The sequence below is a fragment of the Comamonas sp. Z1 genome (genome assembly GCF_008121555.1).
In the GTDB taxonomy this organism is placed as follows: domain Bacteria; phylum Pseudomonadota; class Gammaproteobacteria; order Burkholderiales; family Burkholderiaceae_C; genus Comamonas; species Comamonas thiooxydans.
The window spans coordinates 1-26716 of the sequence record NZ_VOQT01000031.1 but is presented as its reverse complement, the minus strand read 5'-3'; the positions used below and the strand labels follow the sequence as shown (position 1 = coordinate 26716).

Annotated in this window: 21 protein-coding genes, 1 tRNA gene and 1 pseudogene; 3 read left to right on the top strand and 20 right to left on the bottom strand. The window is 62.5% G+C overall.

From position 1 onward, the window contains the following. Positions 1–121 precede the first annotated feature (121 nt). Positions 122–1030: a tripartite tricarboxylate transporter substrate binding protein gene (locus tag FSY45_RS26290; RefSeq protein ID WP_223305742.1), complete on the bottom strand. Its 909-nt coding sequence runs from the start codon at positions 1028–1030 to the stop codon at positions 122–124. A gap of 428 nt (positions 1031–1458) precedes the next feature. On the opposite strand from FSY45_RS26290, the gene FSY45_RS26285 reads away from it, so the two are divergent. After that, positions 1459–2382 carry a helix-turn-helix domain-containing protein gene (locus FSY45_RS26285; protein WP_003063688.1) on the top strand — a complete coding sequence of 308 codons (924 nt, stop codon included), beginning with the start codon at positions 1459–1461 and terminating at the stop codon, positions 2380–2382. A gap of 340 nt (positions 2383–2722) precedes the next feature. Here FSY45_RS26285 and FSY45_RS26280 read toward each other — a convergent pair whose 3' ends face one another. Beyond that, entirely contained in the window at positions 2723–4126 is a 1404-nt protein-coding gene (locus tag FSY45_RS26280; RefSeq protein WP_003063686.1) for an amidase family protein, read from the bottom strand. A 278-nt stretch (positions 4127–4404) separates the two neighbouring features. Continuing rightward, positions 4405–5412: a tripartite tricarboxylate transporter substrate binding protein gene (locus FSY45_RS26275; RefSeq protein WP_046462268.1), complete on the bottom strand. Its 1008-nt coding sequence runs from the start codon at positions 5410–5412 to the stop codon at positions 4405–4407. A gap of 106 nt (positions 5413–5518) precedes the next feature. Here FSY45_RS26275 and FSY45_RS26270 point away from each other — a divergent pair, with 106 nt between their 5' ends. Continuing rightward, positions 5519–6445 carry a LysR family transcriptional regulator gene (locus tag FSY45_RS26270; protein ID WP_046462267.1) on the top strand — a complete coding sequence of 309 codons (927 nt, stop codon included), beginning with the start codon at positions 5519–5521 and terminating at the stop codon, positions 6443–6445. Between the two features lie 301 nt (positions 6446–6746). Here the strand turns inward: FSY45_RS26270 and FSY45_RS28565 are convergent, their stop codons facing one another. From FSY45_RS28565 to FSY45_RS26220, 10 genes are all read right to left on the bottom strand, one after another. After that, on the bottom strand, positions 6747–6989 hold the full coding sequence (locus FSY45_RS28565) for a transcriptional repressor (protein WP_080554117.1): 243 nt from the start codon (positions 6987–6989) through the stop codon (positions 6747–6749). Between the two features lie 14 nt (positions 6990–7003). Further along, positions 7004–8392 (bottom strand): efflux transporter outer membrane subunit, encoded by a 1389-nt coding sequence (locus FSY45_RS26260; RefSeq protein ID WP_003063680.1) that lies wholly within the window; start codon positions 8390–8392, stop codon positions 7004–7006. Positions 8393–8394: 2 nt separating this feature from the next. Beyond that, the gene (locus FSY45_RS26255; protein ID WP_304515488.1) at positions 8395–10353 is read right to left on the bottom strand and encodes an ABC transporter permease; all 1959 of its coding nucleotides are present in this window, start codon (positions 10351–10353) and stop codon (positions 8395–8397) included. 5 nt (positions 10354–10358) lie between these two features. Beyond that, the gene (locus FSY45_RS26250) at positions 10359–11540 is read right to left on the bottom strand and encodes an efflux RND transporter periplasmic adaptor subunit (RefSeq protein ID WP_148748541.1); all 1182 of its coding nucleotides are present in this window, start codon (positions 11538–11540) and stop codon (positions 10359–10361) included. A gap of 109 nt (positions 11541–11649) precedes the next feature. Then, positions 11650–11991, bottom strand: a complete 342-nt coding sequence (locus FSY45_RS26245; protein ID WP_046462264.1) for a DUF3325 domain-containing protein — start codon at positions 11989–11991, stop codon at positions 11650–11652. Continuing rightward, complete coding sequence (locus FSY45_RS26240; RefSeq protein WP_046462263.1) at positions 11988–13724, bottom strand: PepSY domain-containing protein; 1737 nt, start codon at positions 13722–13724, stop codon at positions 11988–11990. Before FSY45_RS26240 ends, FSY45_RS26245 begins: the two co-directional genes overlap by 4 nt. Next, entirely contained in the window at positions 13724–14017 is a 294-nt protein-coding gene (locus tag FSY45_RS26235) for a hypothetical protein (protein WP_003063670.1), read from the bottom strand. The genes FSY45_RS26240 and FSY45_RS26235 overlap by 1 nt, the downstream gene beginning before the upstream one ends. Before the next feature lie 12 nt (positions 14018–14029). Further along, the gene (locus FSY45_RS26230) at positions 14030–16252 is read right to left on the bottom strand and encodes a TonB-dependent siderophore receptor (RefSeq protein ID WP_046462262.1); all 2223 of its coding nucleotides are present in this window, start codon (positions 16250–16252) and stop codon (positions 14030–14032) included. A gap of 539 nt (positions 16253–16791) precedes the next feature. Next, positions 16792–16868, bottom strand: a tRNA-Gln gene (locus FSY45_RS26225). Between the two features lie 175 nt (positions 16869–17043). Next, entirely contained in the window at positions 17044–18420 is a 1377-nt protein-coding gene (locus tag FSY45_RS26220; RefSeq protein WP_046462261.1) for an amidohydrolase, read from the bottom strand. Positions 18421–18516: 96 nt separating this feature from the next. On the opposite strand from FSY45_RS26220, the gene FSY45_RS26215 reads away from it, so the two are divergent. Further along, a complete protein-coding gene (locus FSY45_RS26215; RefSeq protein ID WP_046462260.1) occupies positions 18517–19551 on the top strand; it encodes a GlxA family transcriptional regulator in 1035 nt (344 codons plus the stop codon). A 196-nt stretch (positions 19552–19747) separates the two neighbouring features. Here the strand turns inward: FSY45_RS26215 and FSY45_RS26210 are convergent, their stop codons facing one another. The 7 genes and pseudogenes from FSY45_RS26210 to FSY45_RS26180 form a co-directional block, all read right to left on the bottom strand. Further along, a complete protein-coding gene (locus FSY45_RS26210) occupies positions 19748–20734 on the bottom strand; it encodes a tripartite tricarboxylate transporter substrate binding protein (RefSeq protein ID WP_003063664.1) in 987 nt (328 codons plus the stop codon). A 68-nt stretch (positions 20735–20802) separates the two neighbouring features. Beyond that, on the bottom strand, positions 20803–21732 hold the full coding sequence (locus tag FSY45_RS26205; protein WP_046462259.1) for a glyoxylate/hydroxypyruvate reductase A: 930 nt from the start codon (positions 21730–21732) through the stop codon (positions 20803–20805). A 152-nt stretch (positions 21733–21884) separates the two neighbouring features. After that, complete coding sequence (locus tag FSY45_RS26200; protein ID WP_003063661.1) at positions 21885–22655, bottom strand: class II aldolase/adducin family protein; 771 nt, start codon at positions 22653–22655, stop codon at positions 21885–21887. A gap of 42 nt (positions 22656–22697) precedes the next feature. Next, a complete protein-coding gene (locus tag FSY45_RS26195) occupies positions 22698–24242 on the bottom strand; it encodes a class I adenylate-forming enzyme family protein (protein WP_003063659.1) in 1545 nt (514 codons plus the stop codon). An 86-nt stretch (positions 24243–24328) separates the two neighbouring features. After that, complete coding sequence (locus FSY45_RS26190) at positions 24329–25315, bottom strand: tripartite tricarboxylate transporter substrate binding protein (protein WP_003063656.1); 987 nt, start codon at positions 25313–25315, stop codon at positions 24329–24331. Positions 25316–25443: 128 nt separating this feature from the next. Then, positions 25444–26388 carry an electron transfer flavoprotein subunit alpha/FixB family protein gene (locus FSY45_RS26185; protein WP_057093223.1) on the bottom strand — a complete coding sequence of 315 codons (945 nt, stop codon included), beginning with the start codon at positions 26386–26388 and terminating at the stop codon, positions 25444–25446. 157 nt (positions 26389–26545) lie between these two features. Beyond that, positions 26546–26716 (bottom strand): annotated as a pseudogene (locus FSY45_RS26180) (electron transfer flavoprotein subunit beta/FixA family protein); the annotation flags it as partial.

The following is a 26716-nucleotide window of genomic DNA, read 5'->3' as shown; positions in this document are numbered from 1 at the left end:
AATCGTGGCTCTGACACGCAAGCCAAGCTTGATGTAAAGCTCAACTGCACGAATCCTGTCTGCGTATGAGTACATGAACTACCTCCTGGTAGTCCAAGTTTTTGTCCGCACCCCCGGCGGGTCAGTTTTGCGTGGAAATTAACAGGTCGGCAAAGCGCTGCCTGACTTCGGGCTGGGCCATGGCTTTGGCAATCTCCTTTTCCAGCCGTGTCGTGATCTCGGTCGGTGTGTTTGCCGGGGCGAAGACGCCGAACCAGTTGCCCAGCTCCACGCCCTTAACGCCCAGCTCAGTCAGCGTGGGCACGTCGGGAAAGAAGGGCGAGCGCTTGGCGCCAGTCACGGCGAGCAAACGCACGCGCCCTTCGCGAATGTGAGAAATGCCGCTGGCGGGATCAAAGTAGTAGTCGATCTGGCCGGCCAGCACGTCTTGCAACGCTGGCGCCGCGCCCTTGTATGGCACGTGCACCACATCCACCTGAGCCTGCTGCTTGAACAACTCGCCGACTAGGTGCATCTGCGTTCCCGCACCACCCGAGCCGTAGCTGAGCTTGCCCGGCGCGGCCTTGGCCATAGCCACGAGTTCGGTAGCCGACTTAGCACGCAAATCCTTCTTGGCAACCAGATAGAGCTGAGCATGGCCCAGACTGGCCACGGGACGCAAGTTGCGCTCAATGTTCAGTGCAGGCTTGAACAGAAAAGGGTTGGCCGTCTGAACCGAAATTGGCGCCACCATGAAGGTATAGCCATCGGGCGCAGATTTGATGGTCTCGACGGCCGCAATGTTGCCGCTGGCGCCGGGCCGGTTGTCCACGACGACAGGCTGGCGCAGCGACTTGGCCATGGCTGCCCCCACCACGCGAGCCATGACATCAGTGGAGCCTCCGGCCGGAAAACCAACGACGAAGCGGATGGGCTTGGCCGGCCACAGTGCCTGGGCCTGGGCCGCACCGCCAGCCTGCAGGCACAGGGTGGCCACGATGGCGCCCAATAGGCTGCGGCAGGAAAGAACACGGGAAAAAGAATGCATCATGACTTGTCTCCGTCTTGTGAATTGTTAGGAGCAGGACTTCGCAGCCACGCGTAAACAAAGAACGTTTCCATCGGGTAAACGTCTTGCTCGAATCGGATGTGCGCAAGTCGTAAGGAAGAAGGTGGGAGACTTAGAGTGGCTTATTCCATAGGAAGACCCTCCCCAACCCCTTGGGGATACTGCAGCGGCATGACTTGCTGGCGGCGCCCGTTACCACGCAAACCTGGTGCTGTAGTTTCAGCCTGCCGGTCTGATTCTTTTCCATTGTCATAACGACCCCCCTTAAATCCGAAGAGCCGCATTCTCTAAGTCCCGGCGCGCGAAGTCCTTTGACAATTCATGCAAAGAACCGGACTTTTCGTGCATAGCCAGTTCATAACGGGTAATCCCTATAAGTCTGACTGCGCATTGGCTAGGACATTTCATGCATGCAACGTCACCCTCCATCCAGCAACCGCACGCGCCGTATCCCCAACTACGCAATGTATGGCGACAACGCACCGGCGGGCGGCAGCAACATGTTCAACTTCGAGTGGATACCTGAGCGCTCCCCACTGTACGATTGGGAGATCGACCCCCACGAGCACCAGTCGCTAATCCAGATCCTGCTCATGACTGAGGGTCAGGGCAACGCCTTGCTGGACGACGCGCGCTGGCATCTACGCGCGCCGGCCCTGGTCGTGGTGCCGGCGGGGCGCGTACATGGCTTCGAGTTCAACCCCCAGGTCAACGGCGTAGTAGTGACGGCGGCACAAAAGCCGCTGGAAGCCATGGCGCGGATTGTCATGCCCGAGCTGCTGAGCACACTGCGCAAGCCACTGGCCATCAACCTGCCTGAGCAAGGCCGCTACACTGCAGGTCTGATGCCGCTGTATCTGAGCATAGAGCGCGAATGGCGCCTGGCCGCCACTGGCCAAGTCGCTGCTGGCCTGTCACTCATTACCACGCTGCTAGTACAGGTCGCGCGGCTCAATGAAACGCTGGAGCCCGCTATCTGGCCGGCGCTTTCACGCAAGACCTTACAGTTGGAGAAGTTAAGAAACCTAATCGACGAGCACATACGCCACCGCTGGAGCGTCGCGCAATATGCTGAACAGCTAGGCATCAGCCCGGGTCAACTTTCCCGGCTCACCCGCGAAAGCTTGGGTAAATCCAGTATCGATCTGATCAACGAGCGCGTGCTCATCGAAGCCCAGCGCGAACTGATCTATACCAACGCAAGCATCAAGCAGATCGCCGACGGTCTTGGCTTCGAGGATGAGAGTTATTTTGGTCGATTCTTTCGCAAGCACTTGGGCGTGAGCCCACAGGCCTACAGGGTCCAGGAACTTGAACGCCTGTCGCAAGATTAAGAGCGGCCTGTATGTTTACAGGTGTCGGGGTGAGGGACCAGAGCCGCTATCGGCTGTTTGCGCAGATCGACCGTGTTAGACCCCTCCCATACCACCTTATAGCGTCATTAAGGAACTGAGCAGCATGCAGCCTTTGGCTGCATGCTGCCGATCTGAAGGCAAGCCGACGTACTTGGGTGGAGCAGGCCCCAACGAAGCCATTGTCCTTGTTGGAGGTGCCGTTATGCAAACAAGTGTTATCGGCGTGGATGTCTCCAAAGCGGAACTGGTCATCAGCGTTGGCGATCAAGCTGCGCCGCGCGACGGTCCGCACCAGGTCGACCGTCCGCAGGCTGGCGACCTACTGCTGCCATCGGGACACGGCGACGGGCCCCCGGCGCCGTTCGATCTGCTCAGCTGCACCAAGGCAGCGCTCTTCCTCGAAACGTCCTGCCACCAGTTGGACCCCGGTGGGGCCGGTCGGCGCCAGTCCCATAGGCACCGTCAGGCCCGGCAGAGCCAGGATGGCCGTGGACAGCAGCATGCTTTGCGCATCCACCAGTGTGCGCATGACCTCGGCACCCTTCAGATCCCCATCGACGGCGAAAGGAGTCTGCCAAGACACCGGGCACAGCAGCAGCGGGTAGCGCTGCAGAAACACCGCCCACTCGCGCTGCAGCGCCACACGCAAGCCTTGCATGCGCAGGTAGTCCTTCATGCCAAGTCCCGGCACCAACGCATGCATTGCGGCGTGCGCCAGCTGAACGGCGGAGTCACCACTGGTGGCCACGGCATCGCCCAGCATCTCGTCCACCTCGTGCGTAGTGAGCTGCAGCCAGGCGTCGGCGGCTTCGCGCAGCCGCGGGGGCGCGGCCTCTACCACGTCATAGCCTGCGTCGGCGAGCATCTGCGCCGCGCGCCTCAGCGCCTGCTCAACGGCGGGTGCAGCGCGATAGCCGGGTGCCTCCAGGCAGAGCGCGACGCGGCAGGGCGCGGAGATGCCGACACCAGCCGGTGCCACCGGCACCCATTGCGGATCGCGCACGTCGCGCGTCGACATGGCCTGCAGCGCCAGCCGGATGTCAGCCACGCTGCGCGCTAGCGGACCCTGAACCGAATTCAGGAAGAAGCTGATCGGTCGCTCGACCGTGCTCGCCGGGTTGAACGCCGGAACGCGGCCGACGGTGGGCCTAAGGCCGTACACACCGCACGCATAGGCCGGATAGCGAATCGAGCCGCCTACGTCGTTGCCATGCGCGATGGGACCCATACCGGCTGCCACCGCCACCGCAGCGCCGCCGCTGGAGCCGCCAGGCGTAAGGTCGGCATTGTGCGGATTCAGGGTGCGGCCATGCAGATCGTTGTCGGTGAACCAACGCATGGAAAACGCCGGAGTGTTGGTACGCCCTATTGGAATGGCGCCGGCCCGGCGCAGATTGGCAACCACCGCACTGTCGGCATCGGCCACCAGGTCCCGGTTGGCGGGAATGCCGTTGGTCGTGGCAAAGCCCCTCTGGTCGGCATTTACCTTGATGGTCACCGGTACACCATGCAGAGGTCCGAGCGCCTCGCCGCGCGCCAGCCGCACGTCTGCAGCCCTCGCCTCTTCCAAAGCCTGTGCATCGTCAGCATCGACGATCGCGTTGAGCAAAGGGTTGACTTTGGAGATACGGTCAAGGCAACTCTCCACACTCTCCACGCACGACACTTCGCACCGTGCGATCCGCGCTGCCAGCTCGGCAGCATCCATCTGCCACAGTTCCATCTACGCTCCTCGCTGTTCAAAACGATTTGGCGCAGGCCTGCTCAAACAGCAGCAGACCATTGCCATCAACAGGACATACACCCAGCTCCGCTCAGTCGCCGCAGTGCCTCGACGCGGCGCACCAGCGCACGGCCGATTCAAGGCCGGCCCCAGCAGCGTCAGCCAGCGCAGCGGAACATGATCAGCGCCGAACCGAAGCCCGTGATACCTAACACCACGTAGCCGTCACCACCACCACACCGTCCGGGCCAGGCCTCAGTCGACCGGGTATGAAACGCTCACTGACGCTGGATGCCCACGTCCTTTACTAGCTTCTGGTAGACGAGAGCTTCGTTCACGTAAAATTTCGCGGCTTCCTCCAGCGTCATGGGCTTGCCCACGATCATGCTGTTGGCCACCAGTGTCTCGCGCACCTTGGGTTCGGCCATGACCGCCTGCAGCGCATTGAACAACTGGGTCTGCACGGCCGGCGGCGTGCCCTTCTTGACCAGATAGCCGCCCCAAACGGTGAAGTAGAAGTTCTTCAGCAGCTTGCCCTCCGTCATGGTGGGAATGTTCGGCAGCGTCTGTGCACGCGTCGCGCTGGCCTGCCCGATGATCTTGATGCGGCCGGCAGCAACCATGCCGTCGATGGCGGCGTAGTACGGCAGGAAAGCGAAATCAACGTTGTCACCAGCCATGTCCTGAAGCAGGGGAGCGCCGCCCTTGTAGGGTACGTGCGTCATCGTGGCGCCGATGGTCTGGCCCAGCCGCTCGGCCAGCAGGTGATAGAGCGAGCCAGGACCGACGCTACCGTAGTTCAGCGGCTGCGTCTTCGAGGACTGACGCGCCAGCGTGATGAGTTCGTCCGTGGTGTTGGCCGAGAGAGTGGCACGGGCGACCAGGACGATCGGCGTATAGGTGTTCAGCTGCACCAACTGGAAGTCGTCCGGGCTGATTTTCAAGGCCGAGTTAACCAGCGGCGACAGGATGAGCTCATTGGGCGTTCCCTGGTACAGGTAAAGGCCGTTGGCTGGCGCATTCAGCACCTTGCGCGCCGCGATGGCACCACTGGCACCACCCAGGTTCTCGACCACCACAGGACGCCCCAGCTTCTCGGCCAGCGACGCGGAAACGGTGCGCGCAATGATGTCCGATGCGCCTCCCGCCGGGTAGGGAACCATGATCGCAAGGGTGCCGTCCCGCGGCAGCTGGGCGTGCGCCGCATGGGCCAGCACGCCACCGACAAGGCCTACGAAAAGGATGAGCGCCAAACACTGGAAGACACGCGTGAAAAAGGCTTTCATGGGAAGTTTTCCTCGTCGCAATGGTGGACGAAGGGATCGTAGAAATCTGGTAAAAATACGTCAAATGCATTATTTTTCTAAAAATCATTGATTTTTCTCATACTCAATGAACCTCCAGCAATTGCGCCACTTGATCGCCCTGTTTGAAACAGGCTCCTTCAGCCGGGCGGCCGAACAAACGCATCTGACCCAGCCTGCCCTGAGTCGGAGCATTCAATTGCTGGAGGAGGAACTTGGCGTCCCCTTGATCGACCGGGTCGGCAAGCGCAACGAATTCACCGCCTACGGCAAGGTAGTGCTGGCACGCGCAAGACGTGTCGTGTTTGAGGCCGAGGAACTCAAGCGATCGACCCTGCTGCTGCGAGAGGGCTCAGTCGGCAGACTTCGAGTTGGCCTTACAACCACGCCGGCAGCGCTCTTCATGCTGCAGGTGCTCAAGACCTTCGCAATGAGCCATCCGAAGATTCACCTGGAGATCGCGCAGGGCGCCACCTCCACCCTGCTGGAGCAACTTGAACGCAAGCAGCTCGATGCGGTGGTGGCGGACGCCCGCGCGGTTCCGCCGTCGGAAGACCTCGCGATGGAGTCCTTGCCCAGCCTCGAGGCTGGCTGCCTCTGCCGTGCCGGACACCCTCTACTGCAGGAAGCACGGCCCGTGTCGCTGCAGCAGCTCACCCGCTATCCAGTGGCCGCGACCTACCTTAGCGAGGAGGTTGGCCGGATCTTCGTCGAGCGCCACGGCGGGGCTGCGCACCCCGACCAGCTAGTCACACTGCGCTGCGACTCGATCTCCACCTTGCTGCAGGTGGCTGCCGAAACCGATACCGTCTGCCTGGCTGTCTACGCGACCGCGCTCGATCAACTGGCCAGCGGCACGTTGAAGGTGCTCTCGATAACTCCTTCCCTGGAGGCATCAGCGCACTATGGCATCGTCAGCCTGGCAGGTCGCACCGCACCGCCCGCGCTGAACCTGCTGCGCTCCGTCCTGGCCAGTGAGAGCGTGCGCATCCAGCGTGTATTACCGGAGCGTTGATTTCCATGGGAGCCTGACCTGAACTTCGCTGCCTTTGCTCAAGACGTTCGAGCAGAGCGTGCTTGAATGTCCCAAGGCTCGAGGGACCCAGGAAAGATTGCTAAGTGGTGGATTCCGGACGATATGATCCTTGTCGTCCAGCTTCCACAGGGGTGCCGCAGGCAAAATTCAAAGGGCGAAAATCCGAGATGAAATCGCCTTGAAGAAAGGAAATCAGAAGCCCTTGCTTTCTGCATGAATCCTTTGCTTGCAGGATGAATGCGAATGCCGCCCCCAGACTGAAGCGTTCTTGCGGATTCACTCAGTTCAAAAGCAGATAGCCAGACTCACGTCCCTGTCTGCCGTTGTGATGCACAACACCCAGCCTGCTTAGCTGTGCCACAACCTGCATAACGGTTCCCACACTGACAGGAGTCCCCCGAAGGTATAGCTGTCGATATATCTCATCTCTGCTGAGAGCATGGGGAGCAGAACTCAGCAGGACTTGAAGCACGCCAATTCTGGCGACCGTCGGACGCAGTCCTGCTGCCCTCAACCGTTGCATTACGCTTACGCCCCTCAACTCTCGGGCCCTTCCGGCAATCGCCTCCAGCCTCCTCCCAAGGCCCTGTAAAGCGCGATGCTTGCCTGAAGGCGCTCCTGTCGTATTTGAACTGCCAGGTCTCGGCTCTGATAGGCCACACGCTGCACATCCAGCAGGGTCTGCAAGTTGTCCGCCCCTGCCTTGTATCGGCTTTCCGCCAGCGAAAGAGCCCTCTGGGCCTGAGCCACTTCCTCCGCCTGAACCACCGCCTGTCTTTCTGCGCCGTCAACCGCATTCAATGCAGTTTGAACATCATTGAAGGCTTGCAGAATGGCCTTGCGGTAGCCGATCACAAGCTCCTGCTTTTGCGCTGCAGCCAGTTCCCGGTTCGAAGCAAGTCGCCCTGCATCAAAGATCGGAGCCAGAATTCCCGCTGCCAGAGAAGACAGGGGATTCTCCAACAGCCTGCTGAACTTTTCGCTCTCGGAGCTCAGGCCCGCAGTCAGCGTCACGCGGGGCAGCATGGCTGCTCTGGCAGCGGCAAGATTCGCATCCGCCGCGAGCAGTTGAGCCTCCGCTTTCGCCACATCCGGCCTGCGTGTTATCAGATCCGCAGGCGTACCCTGGCGAACGCCTGGAATCGCCAGATTCGAAAGACTGGTCTCGCTCACAAGATCCATAGTCCATTGCCCCGACAGCAATGCCAGCACCGCGTGTGCGTCTGCAATCTGTTTTCGGAGCAAGGCCACAACACGCTGCTGTGCAGCAACCTGGCCACGCTGCTGAGCCAGCTCCACGGAGGTCGCTGCCCCATAACGGGCTCTGGACTCGACCAGCTTCAAGAGCCGCTCGGAAATCTCCAGGTTGAGCTGGGCAATCGCGGCGCGCTCGCGCAAGCCCACACACTGGAGCCAGGCCTGGGCGACTGAGGCAGTGACAGTCAGTCTCACGGTCTCACGGTCAAACACGCTGGCCTGCCTGTTGGACTCTGCGGCGTCTCTCAAAGCACGCTGACGCCCCCAGAAGTCCAGCTCGTAACTGCTCGACAGACCCACTCGCCAAGTGCTGGCGTCTCTTTCCGTATGACTGTCCATCGCTGCAGATCTTGTGGCACCGAAATCTGCGTTCAAATCCGGTACCCGGGCCGCACGTGCATAAGTTGCCCGGGCATCCGCCTGCTGCACTCTCGCGACGGCAGCCGCCACATCCAGACTTTGAGTCCGGGCTTGCTCAACCAGTGCGCTGAGCTCCGGGCTGCCAAAACCGTGCCACCAACTGGCGCTGACTTGTTCGTTTTCCGCCCCCTGCTCCTGCGCCCAGGCATAAGGAATATCGAGAGACATTCCCCGGGTCTCGTTACTGGATTGCGTTGTCGCGCATCCAGCCAGAGCAAGAGCCGCCAGCACTGCGTTCCATTTGTACATGCCTACTCTCCCGCCAATGCTCGCACGGGCTCCAGACGCGCCGCCGTCCTGGCAGGCATGAAGCCAAAAACCAGACCGGTGAGCACCGCACAGGCAAATGCCCCCAACATGGCTTTCACCGAAAAAATCACAGGTACGCCCGAGACAAGAAGCGTCATTCCGATGCCCAGCCCCGCAAGCAGACCGACGCCCCCACCCACGATGGTCACCATGCTGGCCTCCGTCAGGAACTGACGCAGGATGTCACGCTGGCGAGCCCCCACTGCCATGCGAATGCCAATCTCCCTGGTCCGCTCGCGCACCGTCATCAGCATCACGTTCATGACTCCGATACCACCGACCACCAGTGAAACTGCCGCAATCAGCCCCAGCATCACGGCCATGCTCTGGCGAGTTGCTGCTTCAGCCTGAATACGAGCTGCTGCATTGCCGATGCCGAAGTCCTCCCGCCCCCCGTGCCGCGCCAGCAGAAGGCTGCGGATCGATTCCTCGGCTTCATGGACCAGCTCCGAGGAGCTGGCCTCCACGACCACGTAATCGGGCTGTGTCTGCGCTTGATAGACTCTCGCACGCCCCGACTGATAGGGAATGAAGACCATGTCGTCATAGTCCTGGGCGCCGGAGTCAGCCCCACGCTCGCTCATCACTCCGATGACTTCGAACGCCGAGTTCCCGATGATCAACTGCAGCCCCAATGGATTGGCCACCTCCGGGAAAAAATGCTGGTGCGCCTTGTGCCCTATCACCACCAGCGGAGCCAGATCTCGGTCCTCCACATCCGTGAAGTAGCGCCCCTGGGCCACCCTCCAGTGGTGAACCAGCGGCATCTCCTCGCTGGCGGCAAACACATAGATCTGCTTGTCGGCCTTGCCATAGCGCACTGTGACAGGGTCTCCGATGACGGGCATGACTCTGCGTATCGCCGGCAACTCCCGCATGGCGGCCAGATCGTCTTCGGTGATCTGGCCCGCGGGTCCACCGCTGGCCGGCGGTTTGCTGCCCATATAGAGAATGGCTGTTCCCATGGTGCCCATCTGCTCGACCACTTTGCGCCGTGCGCCTTCACCGATGGCCAGCATGACGATCACCGAGGCCACACCGATCACGATGCCCAGCAAGGTCAGGCTGGTGCGCACCCGGTTCATGCGCATACCGCGCCAGGCGCTGCGTGCAGCTTCTGATATCTCAGCCACCCAGGATATTGCCGATGTTGCGGTATTGCGCTGCGGGGTCAGCGGAGGAACCTCTGCTCGGCTTTGCATGCCATCGGGAGCACTGTCATTGACGACACGTCCATCGCTGATTTCGATGACACGCCTTGCCTGAGCCGCAACGTCGCGATCATGCGTAATCACAATGATGGTGTGTCCCGCATCGGCCAGCTCGCGCAACAAAGCCATCACCTCGGCGCCGCTATGCGAGTCAAGAGCCCCTGTCGGCTCATCGGCCAGGATGATGTGGCCGCCGTTCATCAACGCCCGCGCAATGGACACGCGCTGCTGCTGGCCGCCCGACAGCTGATTGGGACGATTGCCCAGACGCGACCCCAGCCCCAGACGCTCGAGCAGGAGCTGAGCTCTTTGCACCCGCTGCTCCTTGGCCAGGCCTGCATAAATCGCAGGCATCTGCACATTCTCCGAGGCACTTTCACTGGGAATCAGGTGATAGCCCTGAAACACGAAACCGAAGGCTTCGCGACGCAGCCAGGCCAGGGCGTCCGAGTCCAGCGTGGACACATCCTTACCTTGAAACCGATAGCAACCCTCGCTCGGTTTATCAAGGCAACCCAGGATATTCATCAAGGTGGACTTGCCCGAACCGGAGCTGCCGACGACGGCCACATACTCACCCGCGCGAATATCCAGATCAATGCCGTGCAACACGGTCACCGACGGCTGCTCGCCCACTCCGCCATAGTGCTTGCGAATGCCACGCAGCGAAATCAGCGGATCCTGCTCCATCGCACTCACCATTGCAGCCACCGCAGACCGCCAGGAATCAGGGTTTCACCGACGATGACCGGCTCGCCCTCAGCCACGCCGTCGAGCACCTGCACCTGATGGCGACTTCGTACTCCGAGCTTCACGTTTCGCTGCTCAGGCTGCCGCTTGGCTGTCAGCACCCGAACGCTCTGCGATTGCTGATCTTTCTCAGACTGAAGAGCTGTCAATGGAACCGTCAAGGCCTGCTGCGCACTGCCGGTCACAAAGACCACCTGGGCCGTCATTTGTGGCAGCAGTTCCGCGTCCTTGTTATCCACGTCGAACAATGCCGTATAGGTCACGGCCTTGGTGGCCGCCGCAGGCGCCGCCGCATTGCCTGCTGCGGGGGCAACACTGGCCGGCGGCGCAGGCAGCACCTGCCTCACCCGGCTGTTCCACCGGCGCGCCTGTTCCTGACCTGCACTCCCCAGGGTCGTGAAATACACGGACATGTCCGCTCTCACGCGCCGCACGTCGGCCTCCGATACATCCGTCCAGACCGTCATGGCAGTCAGATCTGCGATACGCAAGATATTGGGCGTCTGATAGGTCGCATTCAAGGTCTGCCCTTCACGCGCATCGACGGACACCACCGTACCGGACATCGGTGCGTAGATGCGGGTATAGCCCAGACGCGCTTCGTCAGCCTTGAGGCTGGCCTGTGTTTGCTGCATCTGAGCCTTGAGATGGTCGATGCGTGCGGCAGCTCCGGCCACCTGGGCCTCGGCAATCTGCACATCTTCCTGCCTGGTCGCCTCTTCGGCGGCCAGCTGCTGTTGTCGCTTCAATTGCTGGCCGGCCAGTTTCAGCTGTGCCTGCTGCTCTGCAATCTGGGCGCGCAAGCTCGCCAGCGATGCTCTGCCCGCATCCACCGTGGCGCGCTGCACGCTGGGGTCGATCTCCACCAGCAATGCGCCTTTCTCGACCCTGGCTCCTGGACTGACCAGCAAACGGGTGATCTGACCCGAGACCTGCGCCCCTACATCCACATAGGTTCTGGGCTGCAAAGTACCGATGGCAGTGACGGTGGACTCCACATCGCCGCGCTGCACCGCAACACTTTGGTACTCGACCCTGGGCCGACTCCCCCACCACAAGGCAATACCTCCAGCACAGACCAGCAGCAGCCCGAGGCTGCCCCAGCGTTTGATTTGTCCCACCGTCATGAACGTTGCACTTTCCAGAAAACAATTCGCAGTCGCTGCTGAAACCCATGGCCACGGCATGAGTTGGAGCGATTGAAGATCAGAAGCCTTGCGGGCTTCAAGGGATCCGTCACCAGAGGCAGCTGACGCCCCCCAGCAGCGCCGTCATGGCGGCCGCCACCGCCAGGTGTCGAGCCGACCAGGAAAGCCCCGCGACCGTCGCGAGAGCCCCCAGACTCCAGAAGCCCAGCACGAGCACGCTGCCAACCGTTGCACTCCACCCACGCATGGCAGGCAGGCAGACGGCCAGCAAAAGCAATGCTCCCAGCACACGCAGCGCCATGCGATGCGCTGTCGGCACCTCGTCCAGAGATGTCAATTGCGCGTAATGGCGGTCCATGGCAAAAGCCAGAGCCGTCATGCCTCCCATCGAAAGAGCAAAGGCCTGCAAGGATGACTGCCACAAGGTCATGACAGGCTCCCTTGCTTAGCGGCACTTGCGTCCGCAGCCGCAGGCAGGTCTTTCGACAATTCACGAGCCGACAATTCACGAGCCATTTGCTTTCGCACGGGCTTCAGGCCCGATGCCTTGCGCATCCAGGCCCAGGCGCCGGCCGCCGCCACTCCGACAGCAAGGGCGAAAAGCTCAACCCCCGCGCTCTCCCAGTCGCCATCGAGAAGGTATGCAGCAAGTTGCTCTCCAGTCGTCACAAGATTCAGCAAGGGCAACAGAAGACAAAGCACAGCCAGCGCTGCCATCTGATCACGCCATGCCAGTGACGGCGACCTCAGCAGCGCATGTATGAGAGCCAGAATCCACAGCGCAAAGAACACCACCAGCTCCCATCTGGAGCGTTGCGAAATTTCGACAGGCAGCAAACGATTGGCCCACAAAAATCCCACACAGGCGATGCCCAGTCCCGCGATGGCCGCCACATTCGCTGCTTCAATCATCCGGTAGACCGTGGAGGTGCTGGAGCCAAACTCCCCCTGATGCCTCCCCCGCCGTTTGACCATGAAGAGAATCGCCCCCGTAGCCATCATGGCGCTTCCGGCCAGCCCGCAAATGAAGTACAGCCACTTCAGCGGCAGCCCGCCATAAGTCGCCATATGCAGCCCGCCGATCACCGATTGCGCGAGTGATGCCGCACCGCCATCCACACCTCCGGGCAAGCGCAACTGCTGCAACTCTCCAGTAGCGGCCGAGAACATGGCCATGCCGCTGCTGGGGCTGAGACGCTTGCTCAGATCGTCGGCTTCATTCCATCCATAGATGCCGATGCGTGCAGCTGCATCGCCCGGGTAATCAATCACCACCGCTCGCACCGGTTGCCCGATCAAGGCCTGCCCGCGCAGCACGAAGGACTCCAGATCCGGTACGGGCATGGCCTGACCCGAGCGCTGTGGCTTGCCTGGTTCATTCAGCGCCACCTGGAAAGACTTGACGGCTTCGGCACTGCTGCCGAAGTAGGCCGCAATGCCGGCAGGCATGAAGGTCGCGCAGGATATGGCGATGCCTGTATAGGCGATCATGAACTGGAAAGGAAGCGTCAGCACCGCCACGGCGTTGTGCATGTCCAGCCAGCTTCTCTGCCCTTTGCGAGCGCGGAAGGTGAAGAAGTCCTTGAAGATTCGTCTATGGGTAATCACTCCGCTGACCAGTGCCACCAGCATGGCAAGCGCGGCGATGCCCACAATCCAGAGTCCGAGCTGTCCTGCATGCAGCTGATAGTGGAAGTCCACGAAATGATGGCCACCCGATGTCTGGCGCACCTTGGGAGCTTCAGAGGCATCCATGGCACTTCCGGACTTCGGGTCCAGCTGGGCCGCCGCATACTGTCCCTCGCGATCGAACCAGTAGACACGCAAGTCCCCGCCCCCTTGGGAGTCTGCAGGCCACAGCTCCCACATGTCTGCGCCAGGGTGCTGCCGCTCCATATAGGCCATGCCCCATTGCAGACGCTGGCTCAGGGAAGACTGCGCTTGCGGCACGGTGCCTGCCTGCCTGGCCTCGGCTTGTTCATGGGCATGATGCTCGGGAGTCATCCAATGGGTGATGGGCTCCTCGAAGACGGCCAGGGTACCCGTCAGAAAAACGGCATACAGCAGCCAGGAGAACCATAAGCCGCACCAGGTATGCAACCATGCCTGAGCCTGCCGGAAGCTGCCTTTGCCTGCGCCCGATTCCTTCTTTGCCGGCTGCATCAGCGTCCCTTCAGGAAGATCAACGCCGCGGTGCCAAGGAGCATGCCGAGCACCACGATGCCCAGCACGCCCCATATCCGGCGTGGCGATGCCGGAGAAAAAGCCCAAATCACGGCAGCCACGTACCAGAGCCAGCTGGACTGCATGCCCCCCAGAATGGTCTCCACACGAGATTGACTCATCGCACCACATAAAACCACCCAGGCACTGGAGACGGCATAGCCTCCCAGCACTGCAGCAGCCAGACGCGATCCCAGGCCCCAGTCAGAGCGCAGCCCATCAGATTGCGACATTGCTACACCCCGTCAGAAACGGCCCTTGAGCGACACGGTAACCGTACGCTTTTCGCCGTAGAAGTTGCCGTAGCCCGCATAGCCGACTGTGCTGTAGTAAGTCTTGTCAAACAAGTTCCCCACATTCATCGCAAGGCTCCAATCCTTGTTGAATGCATAGGCCACACGAGCCGACCAGACGGCGTAACCCGGGGAAGTGAAGTTGTACGGCGTCCAGGCTCCGTCATAACGACCCGTCGCCGGGTTGTAAGCGCTGATGCCCGAGGCCCGGTAGTTCGAGCTCTGCGCCACCACACCGCCGCCCACGCTCCAGCCGCGCAAAGCGCCGCTCATGCGATAGTCCGCCCAGGCCTTGAACAGATGGCGCGGCGTGACCGTGCTGAACTGTGCGCTGTCCTTGCGTCTGTCTTCATTGCTGTTGTAGGTATAGCCCACCGCCAGCTGGAGATTGGGAGTGATTCGCCCCGTCATCTCCAGATCGATGCCCTGGCTCAGCTTGAAGCCGTCGCGGAAGTAGCAGCAACCGCCGCGCCAATCGGTCTGGGGGTAAGCGGGGTCGTAAACGGCCTCGCCTTTTTTATCGGTACGAAACAATGCCGCACTGGCAATCAGATTGGGGGTCAGCTCGCTTTTGACACCCAGCTCGTAGGTACGACCACGCACCGGATCCAGCGGCGTCCCCGGCAGTGGTGCCGAGAACTTTCCGGCCTGGGACTGATAGATCTCGGCGGTGCTGAAATACAGATTGGTCGACTTGGTCAGCTCATGCATCAGCCCCATATAGGGCACAAAGACATTCGATTCCCGACTCTTTGCCGTGAGAGCACCGTTCATGTCGTGCTGGGTATTGCGATCCTGCAGCACATAGCGTCCGCCCAAAACCACGGACCAGCGCTCCACGGGACGCAGGCGAATAGAGCCATAGAGGCCGCTCTTTTGCGTTTTTGTCTGCGAGCCGCTGGTCCAGTCACCCAGCGGATAACCGGGGTCTTCCGGTGGAATCCGGTTGAAGACGTCGGCCGGCCCCACTCTCGGCCACAGGCTTCGATTGGTATTGCTGTTGCGGTGCTGATCCAGACCCAGTATCACATCGTGGCGCTGACCCAAGGCATCAAAGCTACCCTGCAAATTGATATCGAAGCTGGTTTCACGCTCGCGTGACTTGGCTTGATGGATCCACCAGTCCGCACCCTGCAGCGTGACGGGATCCGGCGAACTTTCGATCTCCGCGCCATTCACGCCCTCATTGAAGCGGGTGTGTCTGAGCTGGGTCTTGAGCAGCCAGTCATTGCCGAGTTGCTGCTCGAGCTTGGCAAAGACCGTGGTGTTCTCGCGATTGATCCAGTTCCAGGGTGCACCAAAGTTGGTATTGCGCGCAAAGCCTATATCGCTGCCGTCCGCATAGCGCGGCAGGCTGGCATTGAAGCCCGTGTTTCTGTCTTTCTGATAGCTGGCACCCAGCGTGGCGACTGTGCTGGACGTCAGGTCCATCTCCAGCGCCCCATACAGCATCTGCCGCTTGAGCTTGGATGGTGCGGCCATTTCCTTGCGGTCATGGTTCACGGCCACGAAACGGCCACGCAGGGTTCCGCTTTCGTTCAGCGCCCCCGTGGTGTCGAGCTCAGTGCGATAGTTGCTCATGGTTCCGCCGGAAAGCAGCACCTGCGTCTGACGCTTGGCCTGGGGCCTTTTGTAGGTGAAGTTCAGAACCCCACCAGCCTCACCTGCACCAAACAGACCGTCGGCTCCGCGCAGCACACTGACGCTGTCGAACTGCGCCATGTCCAGGCTGCGACTGCCCGAGCGAGAGGAGCTGGCAGCGCCGCCATCGAACCGGAAATTGGTGATGTTCATGCCGCGGGACAGATAGGTCGTATCCAGCCAGGTCTCTTCGCGAGTGATCCCGGTGGTGTACTTCATCACATCATCGAGCGTGCGCATGGCCTGATCGTCCATGCGCTGACGAGTCACCACAGTCACCGACTGCGGAACCTCGCGCAGAGACTGCGCCGCCTTGCCGACCTCGACTCCGCCGGCCACGTAGGAATCACTCGACTCTCCATAGACATTGGGAATGGCCTTTTCCTGCACCGTCACTTCTGCCAGTGTCGAGGCGGCATCCTCTTGTGCATGGCTGAGACCAGGCAGCAGGCAGACCACGCTGACGGCCACAACCGTGGCATGAAGACGAAATGGCAAAACCCCGGCGACGGGGAAAAACGAGCGTTCCAGCATGAGCGTTCAAAGAAAAACCAGGGTGCTTTCTTCAGGCAAGAAGTGCCGAAGAACGAATGACGCTGTGGCTGAAACGGAGATACCGTATAGGGGCTGGCAGCAAACAAACAGAACGAGAATCAATCTCAATTCCATTTGCACACAGATTGTAAAGCTCAGGTAAAAAAATTGCCACTGTTTTGTAAATCGATAGCGCAGGTCTGCTGCACTGCGACCAGCCACGCGCTGCCGAATCGCTGCTCATCGTCTGGGTTGACGCTATTCACACCTAGGCATCGAGCCCGCTCCAGCAAAGCTGCGGGACGGTTTGGCGGCACACCAGCGCCCCCGCCGGTGTCAGAGTGAAAGCACTCCTGCGAAACCTGGAATTTCTCTGCCGGACCTTGAGCCACTTCGGGCTTTATGGCGCACTCATTGGATACGCGTCGATCAATGGCTGCAGCAAGCCCAATCTGCCGGCTTCTCCTGGGAGCCAGGCGCAGCATTGAAGACAAAGAAAAAGCCCCGGCTGCATAAACAGTCGGGGCTTTTTTATATCTTGGCAGGGGAAGAAGGATTCGAACCTTCGCATGCTGGAATCAAAATCCAGTGCCTTAACCAGCTTGGCGACTCCCCTACAGAGATAGTGATTATAGCCCGGTTTTTCCAGGGTTTCAAAGAACGCCCATCGCCATGCAAAACCACGGCCAGCGAATCAATGCTTTGGTCGGGAGCGTTCAACGCTTGCCAATGCTTTTCGCTGCACCGAATCGCAAAGGCAAGCGACCTCAGCCGCTCATGGTGAACAACGACTATGGATTGCGCTGCAGATAGTCCACGGCCAGCGCGGCCAGTGAACGTGCCCCCGTGGGCAGCTGCTTCTCGTCGATATCGAACAGCGGCGAGTGGTTGGGCGCTGCCTTGGTGAAGTCCTGGCCTGCCGGCGGCGCACCCAGGAAGTAGAAGAATCCTGGCACCACTTTCTGGAACTCCGAAAAGTCCTCGGAACCGCTGACCTTGGGAATCACCATGGCCTTGCCGCCCAGGGCCAACTTGAGCGCGGGCAGCGAGGCCTCGGTCAGCGCGGCCGGATTGGTGGTGACCGGATAGGCCACGGGGCCGAAGCGCACCTTGGCCTTGGCGCCGCTGGAGGCCGCGATCTGCTCAGCCGTGGCCGTGATTCGCTTGTGCGCTTCCTGACGCATGTCTTCGTCGAAGGTACGCAGCGTGCCCTGCATCTCGACATTGTCGGGAATGATGTTGTAGCGCGTGCCGCCCTGGATGGAACCAATGGTCAGAACGGCAGGCTCCAGGCTGATGTTGAGCTGGCGGCTGACAACGGTCTGCAGGCCCAGCACCACCTGACTGGCCGCGACGATGGGATCGACCGCACTCCACGGCGACGAGCCATGGCCGCCCCGGCCCTCGACCTGGATGCTCAGGCTGTCCGAGCCCGCCATCAACGGCCCGCTGCGGTAGCCGACCATGCCCGGGGGAAGATTGGCCGTGATGTGCAGGCCGTAGATGGCCTGCACATCCTTGAGCACGCCGGCCTCCACCATGGCCTTGGCGCCGAAACTGGGTACATGGCCATGGGCATCGGCCTCCACCGGAGCGCCTTCCTCGGCCGGCTGGAAGATGAACTTCACCGTGCCCGGCAGCCTGGCGCGCATGCCGGCCAGCGCCTCGGCCGCACCCATGAGCATGGCCACGTGGGCATCGTGCCCGCAGGCATGCATGACCGAGACCTGCTTGCCCATGTACTGGGCCTTGGCCTTGGAGGCGAAGGGCAGGCCCGTCTTCTCGGCCACAGGCAGTGCATCCATGTCGGCGCGCAGGGCCACGGTCTTGCCTGGCTGGCCGCCGCGAAGCACGCCCACCACGCCCGTGCCGCCCACGCCGGTCTGCACCTCCATGCCCAGGCGGCGCAGGTGATCGGCCACCAGTTTGGCCGTGCGCTCTTCCTGGCCCGACAGCTCTGGATACTGGTGAATGTCGCGACGCCACGCCACCATCTTGGGCGCCAGCGGCTCAATGGCCGCATCCAGCGCCGCCAGAGCCTGGGCATCCAGCCCCTGCGCGCTGGCTGCCAGCGGCAGGCCGCAGGCCAGCAAGCCGGCCAGCGCTATGCGCGGCAAGCCTATGCCGGGTGGTATGGAAAGCTTTGTCTCGGACTGTTTGTGAAGCATCTTCGTGACCCTGAAAAATGGCATAAGCAGTCATGCTAAAAGTGAAGCGCCTGTGACAGACACGGCGAAATCGCCATTCGAGGAGTCAGAAACGCCATGCCCCGGACCTTCGTCATCGAGCTGCCCTGCCTGGAGCACAGCGCCACAGGCCACGCCGCGCATCTCGTGGAGATGCTGCGCAGTGCCAACCTTGTTGCCGGCCTGCGTCTGGGCCGGCGCGCACCGCGCTTTGGCTGGCGCTGGGTCGATGACAGGGGCCAGACCCTGCCGGCCATGCCGCACGCGGCCGAAGGCGCTCTGGCCGAAGGGCCGGCGCATGCAGTCTTCGCAAGCACGCTGCATTGCCCCGACATTCCATCCATCCGCGACATCGTCGCCGCGCATCCGGGCCTCACGCAGCGCATCGCCACAGCCTTCGACCAGGGCCTGATCGTGTGCACGCTGGGCAGCGCCGCCTGGTTCGCGGCCGCCAGCGGGCGCTGCGAGGGCCGCCGTGTGGCCCTGCCCTGGTATTTCATGGGCGGATTCGGACTGGACTTTACCGGCATAGAACTTGCCGAGGGCCAGCCCTTCGTGGACGACAGGCCCTGGCTCAGCGCCTCCCACCCCGAAGCCCTGGCCCCCATGGCCATCGCACTCACGCGCCATGCCTTCGGCGACGACCTGGCCGCGGCGCTGGCCGCCGTGCTGCAGCCCGATCCCCAGCGCGAACGCGCCACGCGCACCGCCTTGCAGGACCGCCGCATTCCCACCACACGGACCAGCGTGCTGGCCCATGCCATAGCCTGGCTGGAGACGCGCGTGGAGCAGCCCTATGACCTACGGGCGCTGGCGGACGCGGTATCAGCCAGCCCTCGCACCCTGCTGCGCCACTTCCAGCAGGAGTTGGGGCACAGCCCGCTGGACCACCTGCACCGACTGCGCTGCGCGCGGGCTCGGGTGCTGCTCGAGATCACGCTGGAGAGCGTGCCCTCCGTGGCGCTGGCCTGCGGGTATGAGGATGCCTCCGCATTCCGGCGGGTGTTCGTCCGGTATGTGGGAATGACGCCCGCAGCCTATCGGGAAAGGCATACATTGAGGGCGCCGAGGAGGCGGTGGCGCGTCGCCGCCAGCGAGGTTCCGCAGCCTTGACGGCACCGACAAGCTGACGGAGACCTCATCGCACTGTCCCGGGCTTGTTCGGCAGGAGCTCCCACGATGCAGCCATCTCCACTTCGCACCATAGGCGAATGAGGAGATCCCTTTGCGTTCACCTCACCCGGCCGCCGCTCCATTTCCCTTGAGGCCTGCTTCGCCCCCCTGCCGGGGACAAACCAGGCCAAGGAGCCTATTCCACCGTCACCTTGGCTTCACGGATCACTTTCCCCCATTTGGCAGTTTCAGCGGCGATGAAACGATCGCATTCCTCTGGTGTCGATCCTTCGGCAAACGTACCCATGGTCTGCTGCATGCGCTGCGTGATTTCAGGGCTGCGAATGATGCGAGCGACTTCGGCGGACATGCGCTGCACGATCTCCTTGGGCACTCCTGCCGGTGCAATCATTGCTGCCCAGGTGCTGCCCATCAGGTCGGGGATGCCTTGCTCGGCAAATGTCGGTACATCGGGCAAAACCGCCAGTCGCTTGTCGCTGGCCACGCCAATCAGACGAATGCGACCGGCCTTGGCAGGCTGGATCAGATTGGGCGGAGGATCTAGGAACAGCGGGATCTGACCACCCATGAGGTCGGTCAGTGCCGGTGCGGCCCCCTTGTAGGGCACATGAGTCATATCCGTCTTCGTCAGCAACTTCATCAACTCGGTTGTGAGATGCGCGCTGGAGCCGCTTCCCGAGGAGCCAAAGCTGACCTTGCCAGGATGTGCCTTGGCATAGGCAATCAGCTCCCGCGTGGTCTTGAACGGAGCATTGTTAGACACTGCAGCAACCAGAGGCGAGATCCCCATCAGAGACACGCCAACCAGATCCTTGCCAGGGTTGTAGGGCAGCTTGGGATACAGCGTGGTGTTGGCCGCATAAGCGGCAATCACCACTCCGAACGTGTAGCCATCAGGTGCGGACTTGGCCACCTGATCCACACCGATGAGACTGTTCGCACCAGGCTTGTTGTCGATGACGATGGGCTGGCCCAGCGCTTTCTGCAAACCCACTTGCAGCAGACGGGCCATCTGGTCGGTGAAGCCGCCCGCCGTGTAGGGAACGACGATGCGTATGGGCTTGGAGGGCCAGGGGCTCTGGGCCCAGACCGAGGGAGCCAGCATGGCGGCGCCGGCTGCGGCGCTCGATTGAAGAAAGCTGCGGCGAGATGTCGAAGGCATGAATGTCTCTTGGTTCTTGCAAGGATAAAGCGCCGCGCGGCAGCGCGACAGGGAAAGGGAAATACGTCTCAGTATCCGCGGGCCACGTCCACCAGGTTGAGCAAGGGCTCGCCCGCACGCAGGCGGCGCAGATTCTCCAGGCACTGGCGGGCCACGGTGTCGGCCGAGGCCTGGGCCGCGATATGCGGAGTGACAAAGGCCTTGGCGTGCCCCCACACCTTGTTGCCGGGCTGGGGCGGTTCCTCGCGCAGCACATCCAGCGCGGCGCCGGCCAGATGGCCTTCGTCGAGCAGAGCCAGCAGTTCATCCTCGACCACCTGTTCGCCGCGCCCCACATTGATGAAATAGGCGCCACGCGGCAGCAGGGAGAGCGTGCGGCGGTTCAGCAGATCGCGCGTCTCGTGCGTAAGCGGCAAGGCGCAGACCAGAATGTCGCTGCCGGACAGAAGCTGCTGCAGACCCTCTGCACCGCTGTGGGTGGTCAGGCCGGCAATGTTCTTAGCGCTGCGGCTCCAGCCCGCGACAGGATAGCCCACGGCCTGCATGGCAGCAGCCACGAAGCGACCGACCTCGCCCAGACCCAGAATACCCACGCGGCAGTCGGCGCCGGCGCGCACTGGGCGGCGCAGCCAGTCGCCGGCCTGCTGCTGGCGCGCGAACAGATCCAGCTCGCGCGTATGGCGCAGCGCGGTGCCGACCACATACTGGGCGATCTCGACATGCTGCTGCGGATCGACGGTGCGCGCCACGGGCAGGTCAGCCGGCAGATCGGGCACGGCCAGCAACTTGTCCACACCGGCACTGGGTGCGCACAGCAGCCTGAGCTTCGGATAGGCCGGCAGCACGCCGGGCTTGAGGCTCCAGGCGAGCATGGCTTCGACCTCGGTGGCAGGCGCCTCGTCGCGGTGAGCCCAGACGCGCAGATCGGGTGCCAGCGCACGCAGCGACTCGACGATGGGCGTGCCCATGCTGGGGTGGATGTTGACCAGAATTCCCATTGATTTCTCCATGAATCTGAGCTCTGTTCGCTGCCTGCGAAACGGCAACAGCGCAAGCGAGTGACACCAAGCAAGGGCCGCCCCGCAGCGAGGGTGTCGTCCCCCTCCCGCGAAGCGAGAGAGGGGGAAGGCGCGCAGCGACTCAGGGGGTGTTAGTCCTTATAACTTGGGTCGATGCGGTCCAGGCGGCGCAGCAGGCCCGGCCAGGCCAAGCCCGCGCCTTTGCCCTTGGTGACCTGGCGCGACTGGTTGACCGCGTCGGCAATGATGGCCTGCGGGATGCGCGTCAGCTCGCCGCCACCCGACTGCGCCAAAATCTGGATGCGGCAGGCCGACTCCAGCGTGTACATGGCCAGCACGGCCTCGGCCACGCTGCGGCCGCAGGTCAGCAGCCCGTGATTGCGCAGGATGAGGAAATTGCTGGCACCCAGATCGTCCACCAGGCGCGGCTTTTCGTCATCACGCAGGGCCACGCCCTCGTAGTCATGGTAGGCCAGGCGCACCAGCGGGAAGATGGACTGCTGCGAGATGGGCAGCAGTCCATCCTTTTGAGCCGACACGGCGACGCCGTAGCGTGTATGCGTGTGCAGCACGCACTGCACCTCGGGCCGGCCGTCGTGGATGGCGCTGTGGATGACGAAGCCTGCAGGATTGACGTCGTACTCGCTGTCCATAAGCGGCTGGCCTTCGTGATCGACCTTGACCAGGCTGGATGCCGTGATCTCGTCGAACAGCATGCCGTAGGGGTTGATCAGGAACTGGCCGGGCTGGCCCGGCACGCGCGCCGAAATGTGGGTGAAGATCAGGTCGTCCCAGCCGAAGTGGGCAACCAGTCGGTAGGCGGCAGCCAGCTCGACGCGAGTCTGCCATTCCTCGGGCGTCACCTGGCGGCGGACTTCGGACATCGTGGTGTCATGACTCATGGGATAGGTCTCGTGATGGGCATCGTGGAATGGAAGACAGGCTCAGCGTCCCGCCGCGTACTGGTCGCGCAGCTCACGCTTGAGCACTTTGCCGATGGCACTGCGCGGCAGCTCGGCGATGAAGCGCAGGTCGGCCAGGCGCTGGGTCTTGCCGGCTTGCTGGTTGTACCAGCCCATGATCTCCTCGGGCCGGGCCGGCTGGCCCGTGCGCGACACCACATAAGCCACGGGCGTTTCGCCCCATTGATCGGAGGGAACGCCGACCACGGCCACATCATCCACGGCCGGGTGGGCGCGCAGCTGAGCCTCCAGGTCGCTGGGATAGATGTTGAAGCCGCCGCTGATGATCATGTCCTTGCGACGGTCGAACAGGGTCAGAAAGCCGTCTGCATCGAATCGGCCCACATCGCCCGTGCGGATGAAGCGCTTGCCCGTGGCATCGAACCATTCAGCCTCGCGTGTCTTGGCGGGCTGACCGTGGTAGCCGCTCATCATGCTGGCCGAATGGCCCACAACCTCGCCGTCCGCGCCGGGAGCGACCTCGCAGCCCTGCTCGTCGATGAGGCGGATGTCATGGCCTTCGGCGGGCTGGCCCACGGTGTGCAGCTTGTCCGGGTGCAGATGGGCTTCGAGGATGCAGGTGCCCCCGCCTTCGGTCATGCCGTAGAACTCGGTGAGACTGCCTGGCCAGCGCGCCACCACATCGGCCTTGAGCTCGGCGCGAAACGGTGCACTGGTGCAGAACTTGGCCTGAAAGCTCGACAGGTCATGCTCGCCGAACTGCGGCAGTGCCATGATGCGCTGGTACTGCACGGGCACCAGCATGGTGTGGGTGACGCGGTGCTGCTGGGCCAGTTGCAGATAGCGTGCCGCGTCGAACTTGGGCATCAGCACCACGCAGCCGCCGCTGCCCAGCGTGGGGAAGAACACCACCAGTGTGGTGTTGGAGTACAGCGGCGTGGCCACTAGCGTCGTACCCTCGGGGCCGTAGCCGTAGACGCCGCCCCGGTTGATATGGGTCCAGCGCATGCCATGCGACTGCACGATGCCCTTGGGAGTCCCCGTGGTACCCGAGGAATAGATGATGTTGAACGGTGCCTCGGGCGCAAGGCTCACGGCAGCGGGCTGCGCGCCTTCGGGTGCCAGCCAGTCCTCGAAGGCTCTGCCCGGCGCCACGCCGTCAAGCGAGATGCATTGCAGTCCGGTGTCTGCGGGCACCAGGTCCTGAGCCGCCTGGTCGAGGAACAGGTGACGCGCCTGGGCATCGCGCAGCATGGAAGCCAGGCTCTCGGCCGTGGAGGATGGCGCCAGCGGCGCAACCACCACGCCCGCACGCAGCGCGCCCAGGAACAGGGCGGCATAGCACACTGAATTCAACGCACAGATGGCAATGGCCTGGCCCGGCTGCACGCCGTCGCGCTGTAGCGCGGCGGCCACGCGCTCCATGAGGGCGTCGAGCTGGGCATAGCTCAGCGTCTGCTGGTCGTCGCGCAGCGCGGCATGGCCGGGCTGCTGGCACGCATGGCTGCGGATCAGCGCAGCCAGCGTGGTGAAGGGTGCATCGGGCGAAGGCAGGGAAACAGTCATGAGGGGCTCCGTTTCAGGAATTTACTAATCTCAAGCGGACTGCACCTGCGGGCCCCACGGCCCTGCGGGCGCATTGGAGGACAGGCCTATTTGGCAGCCAGGCCCAGGCGATCGATCAGGACCTTGTCCTTGGCGTAGGCCTCGCGCACCCATTGCGCATAGTCGGCACCCGAGCGGTACCAGGCGTCCTGATTGAGCTGCCTGAGCACCTCGACATGGCGCGGATCGTCCATGGCCTTCTTGAAGGCGTCGTGCAGCTTGCGCACCACGGCCGGGTCCATGCCCTTGGGCCCCGCCAGGCCGTAGGGCGAGGTGGAGACCACGCCATAGCCCAGCTCCTTGGCCGTGGGCACGTCGGGCCAGCGCTGGGTGCGCTTTTCACCGAAGGTCATGAGCAGACGCATCTGGCCGCCATTCACATAGGTGTCCCAGCCCGAGGCATCGCTTTGCGCGGCCACATGACCGCCCAGCAGGGCCTGCTGCAGGTCGGCATTGCCCTTGAAAGGCACATGATTGAGAGTGACCTTGGCGTTCTCGGCCAGCTCCTCCATCAGCAGATGCGGCGAGGAACCTATGCCCGTGGAACCGTATTCGATCTTGCCGGGGCTCTTGCGTGCGGCGGCAATGTACTCGTTGAAGCTCTTATAGGGCGAGTCCGAGCGCACCGTAAAACCGAAGGTATAGCCCGAGACACCGATGATGTAGGTGAAATCGGTGACCGGGTTCCAGGCGGTTTTTTGCATATGTGCCATGCGCAGCATGGACATGGGGAACTGGGTGATGGTGTAGCCGTCGGGCTTGGCGGTGCGCGCCATGGCGCCGGGGCCCAGCGTGCCGCCCGCGCCGGGCTTGTTCTCGACGATGATGGGCTGGCCCAGGTGCTTGCCCGCGATGTCGGCCAGCGTACGCATATGGCGGTCGGTGGGGCCGCCTGCCGGGAACGGCACGATCAGCGTGACCGGCCGCGCGGGATAGTCGCCGGACTGTGCCCAGGCTGATGCGCCGGTGCCTGCGGCAGTCACAAAAGCGGCTGTGGCAAGCACCAGGCTGCGGCGGTCAAGGGAAATCTGCATGTCTTGTCTCCTGAATCTCTGAACCAGGTGGGGCCGGGGCACATACTTGTGTGCCGCTCTGGCCAGGGCCCGGACAACGTTGTCCGGGCCGTTGGCACCGCCTTGTTGCGGGGGCGCCATGGCAAGGCTTAGATCGCCTTCACCAGCTCCGGCACTGCCTGGAACAGATCGGCTTCCAGACCGTAATCGGCCACCGAGAAGATCGGTGCTTCGGGGTCCTTGTTGATCGCCACGATCACCTTGGAATCCTTCATGCCCGCCAGATGCTGGATCGCGCCCGAGATGCCACAGGCGATGTACAGCTGGGGCGCCACGATCTTGCCCGTCTGGCCCACTTGCAGGTCGTTGGGCGCGTAGCCTGCATCAACGGCCGCACGGCTGGCACCGATGGCCGCACCCAGCTTGTCGGCCAGGGGGGTGATCACTTCAGTGAACTTCTCGGCCGAGCCCAGAGCACGGCCACCGGAGACGATGATCTTGGCTGCCGTCAGTTCGGGACGATCGCTCTTGGTCACTTCGCGGCCCACAAAGGCGCTCTTGCCGCTGTCGGCCACGGCAGCCGCCGTTTCCACGGCCGCCGAGCCGCCAGTGGCAGCTGCTGCATCAAAGCCGGTGGTGCGCACGGTGATGACCTTGACGGCATCGGCGGACTGCACGGTGGCAATGGCATTGCCCGCATAGATGGGGCGCTCGAAGGTGTCGGCGGAGTCGACCTTGGTGATGTCGCTGATCTGGGCCACGTCCAGCTTGGCGGCCACGCGGGGCGCCACGTTCTTGCCCGAGGCGGTCGAGGGGAACAGGATGTGGCTGTAGTTGCCGGCACCATTTCCAGCAAGTGCCAGCACCTGGGCGGCGACGTTTTCGGCCAGGCCGTCCTTGAGGCTGGCGCCGTCGGCATGGATGACCTTGGAGACACCGGCAATCTGGGCGGCAGCGGCTGCTGCAGCGGCTGCACCTTCGCCAACCACCAGCACATGCACATCACCGCCGCAGGCCTTGGCGGCCGTCACGGTGTTCAGGGTCGCGGTCTTGATCGACGCGTTGTCGTGTTCTGCGATTACGAGAGAAGTCATATTCAACCTCTAAATTTCTTTACGTTCTGGCGAAGTCCGAGAGGGGACATCAGCCCTTGGCTGCAGCGCAGCCTGGCGAGGGACGGCCAGCAAGGGCCGCCCCGCACCGAGGGTGTCGTCCCCCTGCGGGGGATGACGCGAAGCGGCTCAGGGGGCCTTAGATGACTTTCGCTTCGTTTTTCAGCTTGTCGACCAGGGCGGCCACATCGGCTACCTTGACGCCAGCGCCACGCTTGGCAGGCTCGGAGACCTTCACGGTCTTCAGGCGGGGCGTCACGTCCACGCCCAGGTCTTCGGGCTTGAAGGTGTCCAGCTGCTTTTTCTTGGC

Excerpts from the sequence above, each read along its gene's own strand:
- FSY45_RS26230 (WP_046462262.1), bottom strand. The coding sequence starts at position 16,252 with ATGCTGGAACGCTCGTTTTTCCCCGTCGCCGGGGTTTTGCCATTTCGT.
- FSY45_RS26190 (WP_003063656.1), bottom strand. The coding sequence starts at position 25,315 with ATGCAGATTTCCCTTGACCGCCGCAGCCTGGTGCTTGCCACAGCCGCT.
- FSY45_RS26255 (WP_304515488.1), bottom strand. The coding sequence starts at position 10,353 with ATGGAGCAGGATCCGCTGATTTCGCTGCGTGGCATTCGCAAGCACTAT.
- FSY45_RS26185 (WP_057093223.1), bottom strand. The coding sequence starts at position 26,388 with ATGACTTCTCTCGTAATCGCAGAACACGACAACGCGTCGATCAAGACC.
- FSY45_RS26200 (WP_003063661.1), bottom strand. The coding sequence starts at position 22,655 with ATGAGTCATGACACCACGATGTCCGAAGTCCGCCGCCAGGTGACGCCC.
- FSY45_RS26240 (WP_046462263.1), bottom strand. The coding sequence starts at position 13,724 with ATGCAGCCGGCAAAGAAGGAATCGGGCGCAGGCAAAGGCAGCTTCCGG.
- FSY45_RS26235 (WP_003063670.1), bottom strand. The coding sequence starts at position 14,017 with ATGTCGCAATCTGATGGGCTGCGCTCTGACTGGGGCCTGGGATCGCGT.
- FSY45_RS26205 (WP_046462259.1), bottom strand. The coding sequence starts at position 21,732 with ATGGGAATTCTGGTCAACATCCACCCCAGCATGGGCACGCCCATCGTC.
- FSY45_RS26195 (WP_003063659.1), bottom strand. The coding sequence starts at position 24,242 with ATGACTGTTTCCCTGCCTTCGCCCGATGCACCCTTCACCACGCTGGCT.
- FSY45_RS26245 (WP_046462264.1), bottom strand. The coding sequence starts at position 11,991 with ATGACCTTGTGGCAGTCATCCTTGCAGGCCTTTGCTCTTTCGATGGGA.
- FSY45_RS26210 (WP_003063664.1), bottom strand. The coding sequence starts at position 20,734 with ATGCCTTCGACATCTCGCCGCAGCTTTCTTCAATCGAGCGCCGCAGCC.
- FSY45_RS28565 (WP_080554117.1), bottom strand. The coding sequence starts at position 6,989 with ATGCAACGGTTGAGGGCAGCAGGACTGCGTCCGACGGTCGCCAGAATT.
- FSY45_RS26215 (WP_046462260.1), top strand. The coding sequence starts at position 18,517 with ATGCCCCGGACCTTCGTCATCGAGCTGCCCTGCCTGGAGCACAGCGCC.
- FSY45_RS26275 (WP_046462268.1), bottom strand. The coding sequence starts at position 5,412 with ATGAAAGCCTTTTTCACGCGTGTCTTCCAGTGTTTGGCGCTCATCCTT.
- FSY45_RS26220 (WP_046462261.1), bottom strand. The coding sequence starts at position 18,420 with ATGCTTCACAAACAGTCCGAGACAAAGCTTTCCATACCACCCGGCATA.
- FSY45_RS26290 (WP_223305742.1), bottom strand. The coding sequence starts at position 1,030 with ATGATGCATTCTTTTTCCCGTGTTCTTTCCTGCCGCAGCCTATTGGGC.
- FSY45_RS26270 (WP_046462267.1), top strand. The coding sequence starts at position 5,519 with ATGAACCTCCAGCAATTGCGCCACTTGATCGCCCTGTTTGAAACAGGC.
- FSY45_RS26280 (WP_003063686.1), bottom strand. The coding sequence starts at position 4,126 with ATGGAACTGTGGCAGATGGATGCTGCCGAGCTGGCAGCGCGGATCGCA.
- FSY45_RS26260 (WP_003063680.1), bottom strand. The coding sequence starts at position 8,392 with ATGTACAAATGGAACGCAGTGCTGGCGGCTCTTGCTCTGGCTGGATGC.
- FSY45_RS26250 (WP_148748541.1), bottom strand. The coding sequence starts at position 11,540 with ATGACGGTGGGACAAATCAAACGCTGGGGCAGCCTCGGGCTGCTGCTG.
- FSY45_RS26285 (WP_003063688.1), top strand. The coding sequence starts at position 1,459 with ATGCAACGTCACCCTCCATCCAGCAACCGCACGCGCCGTATCCCCAAC.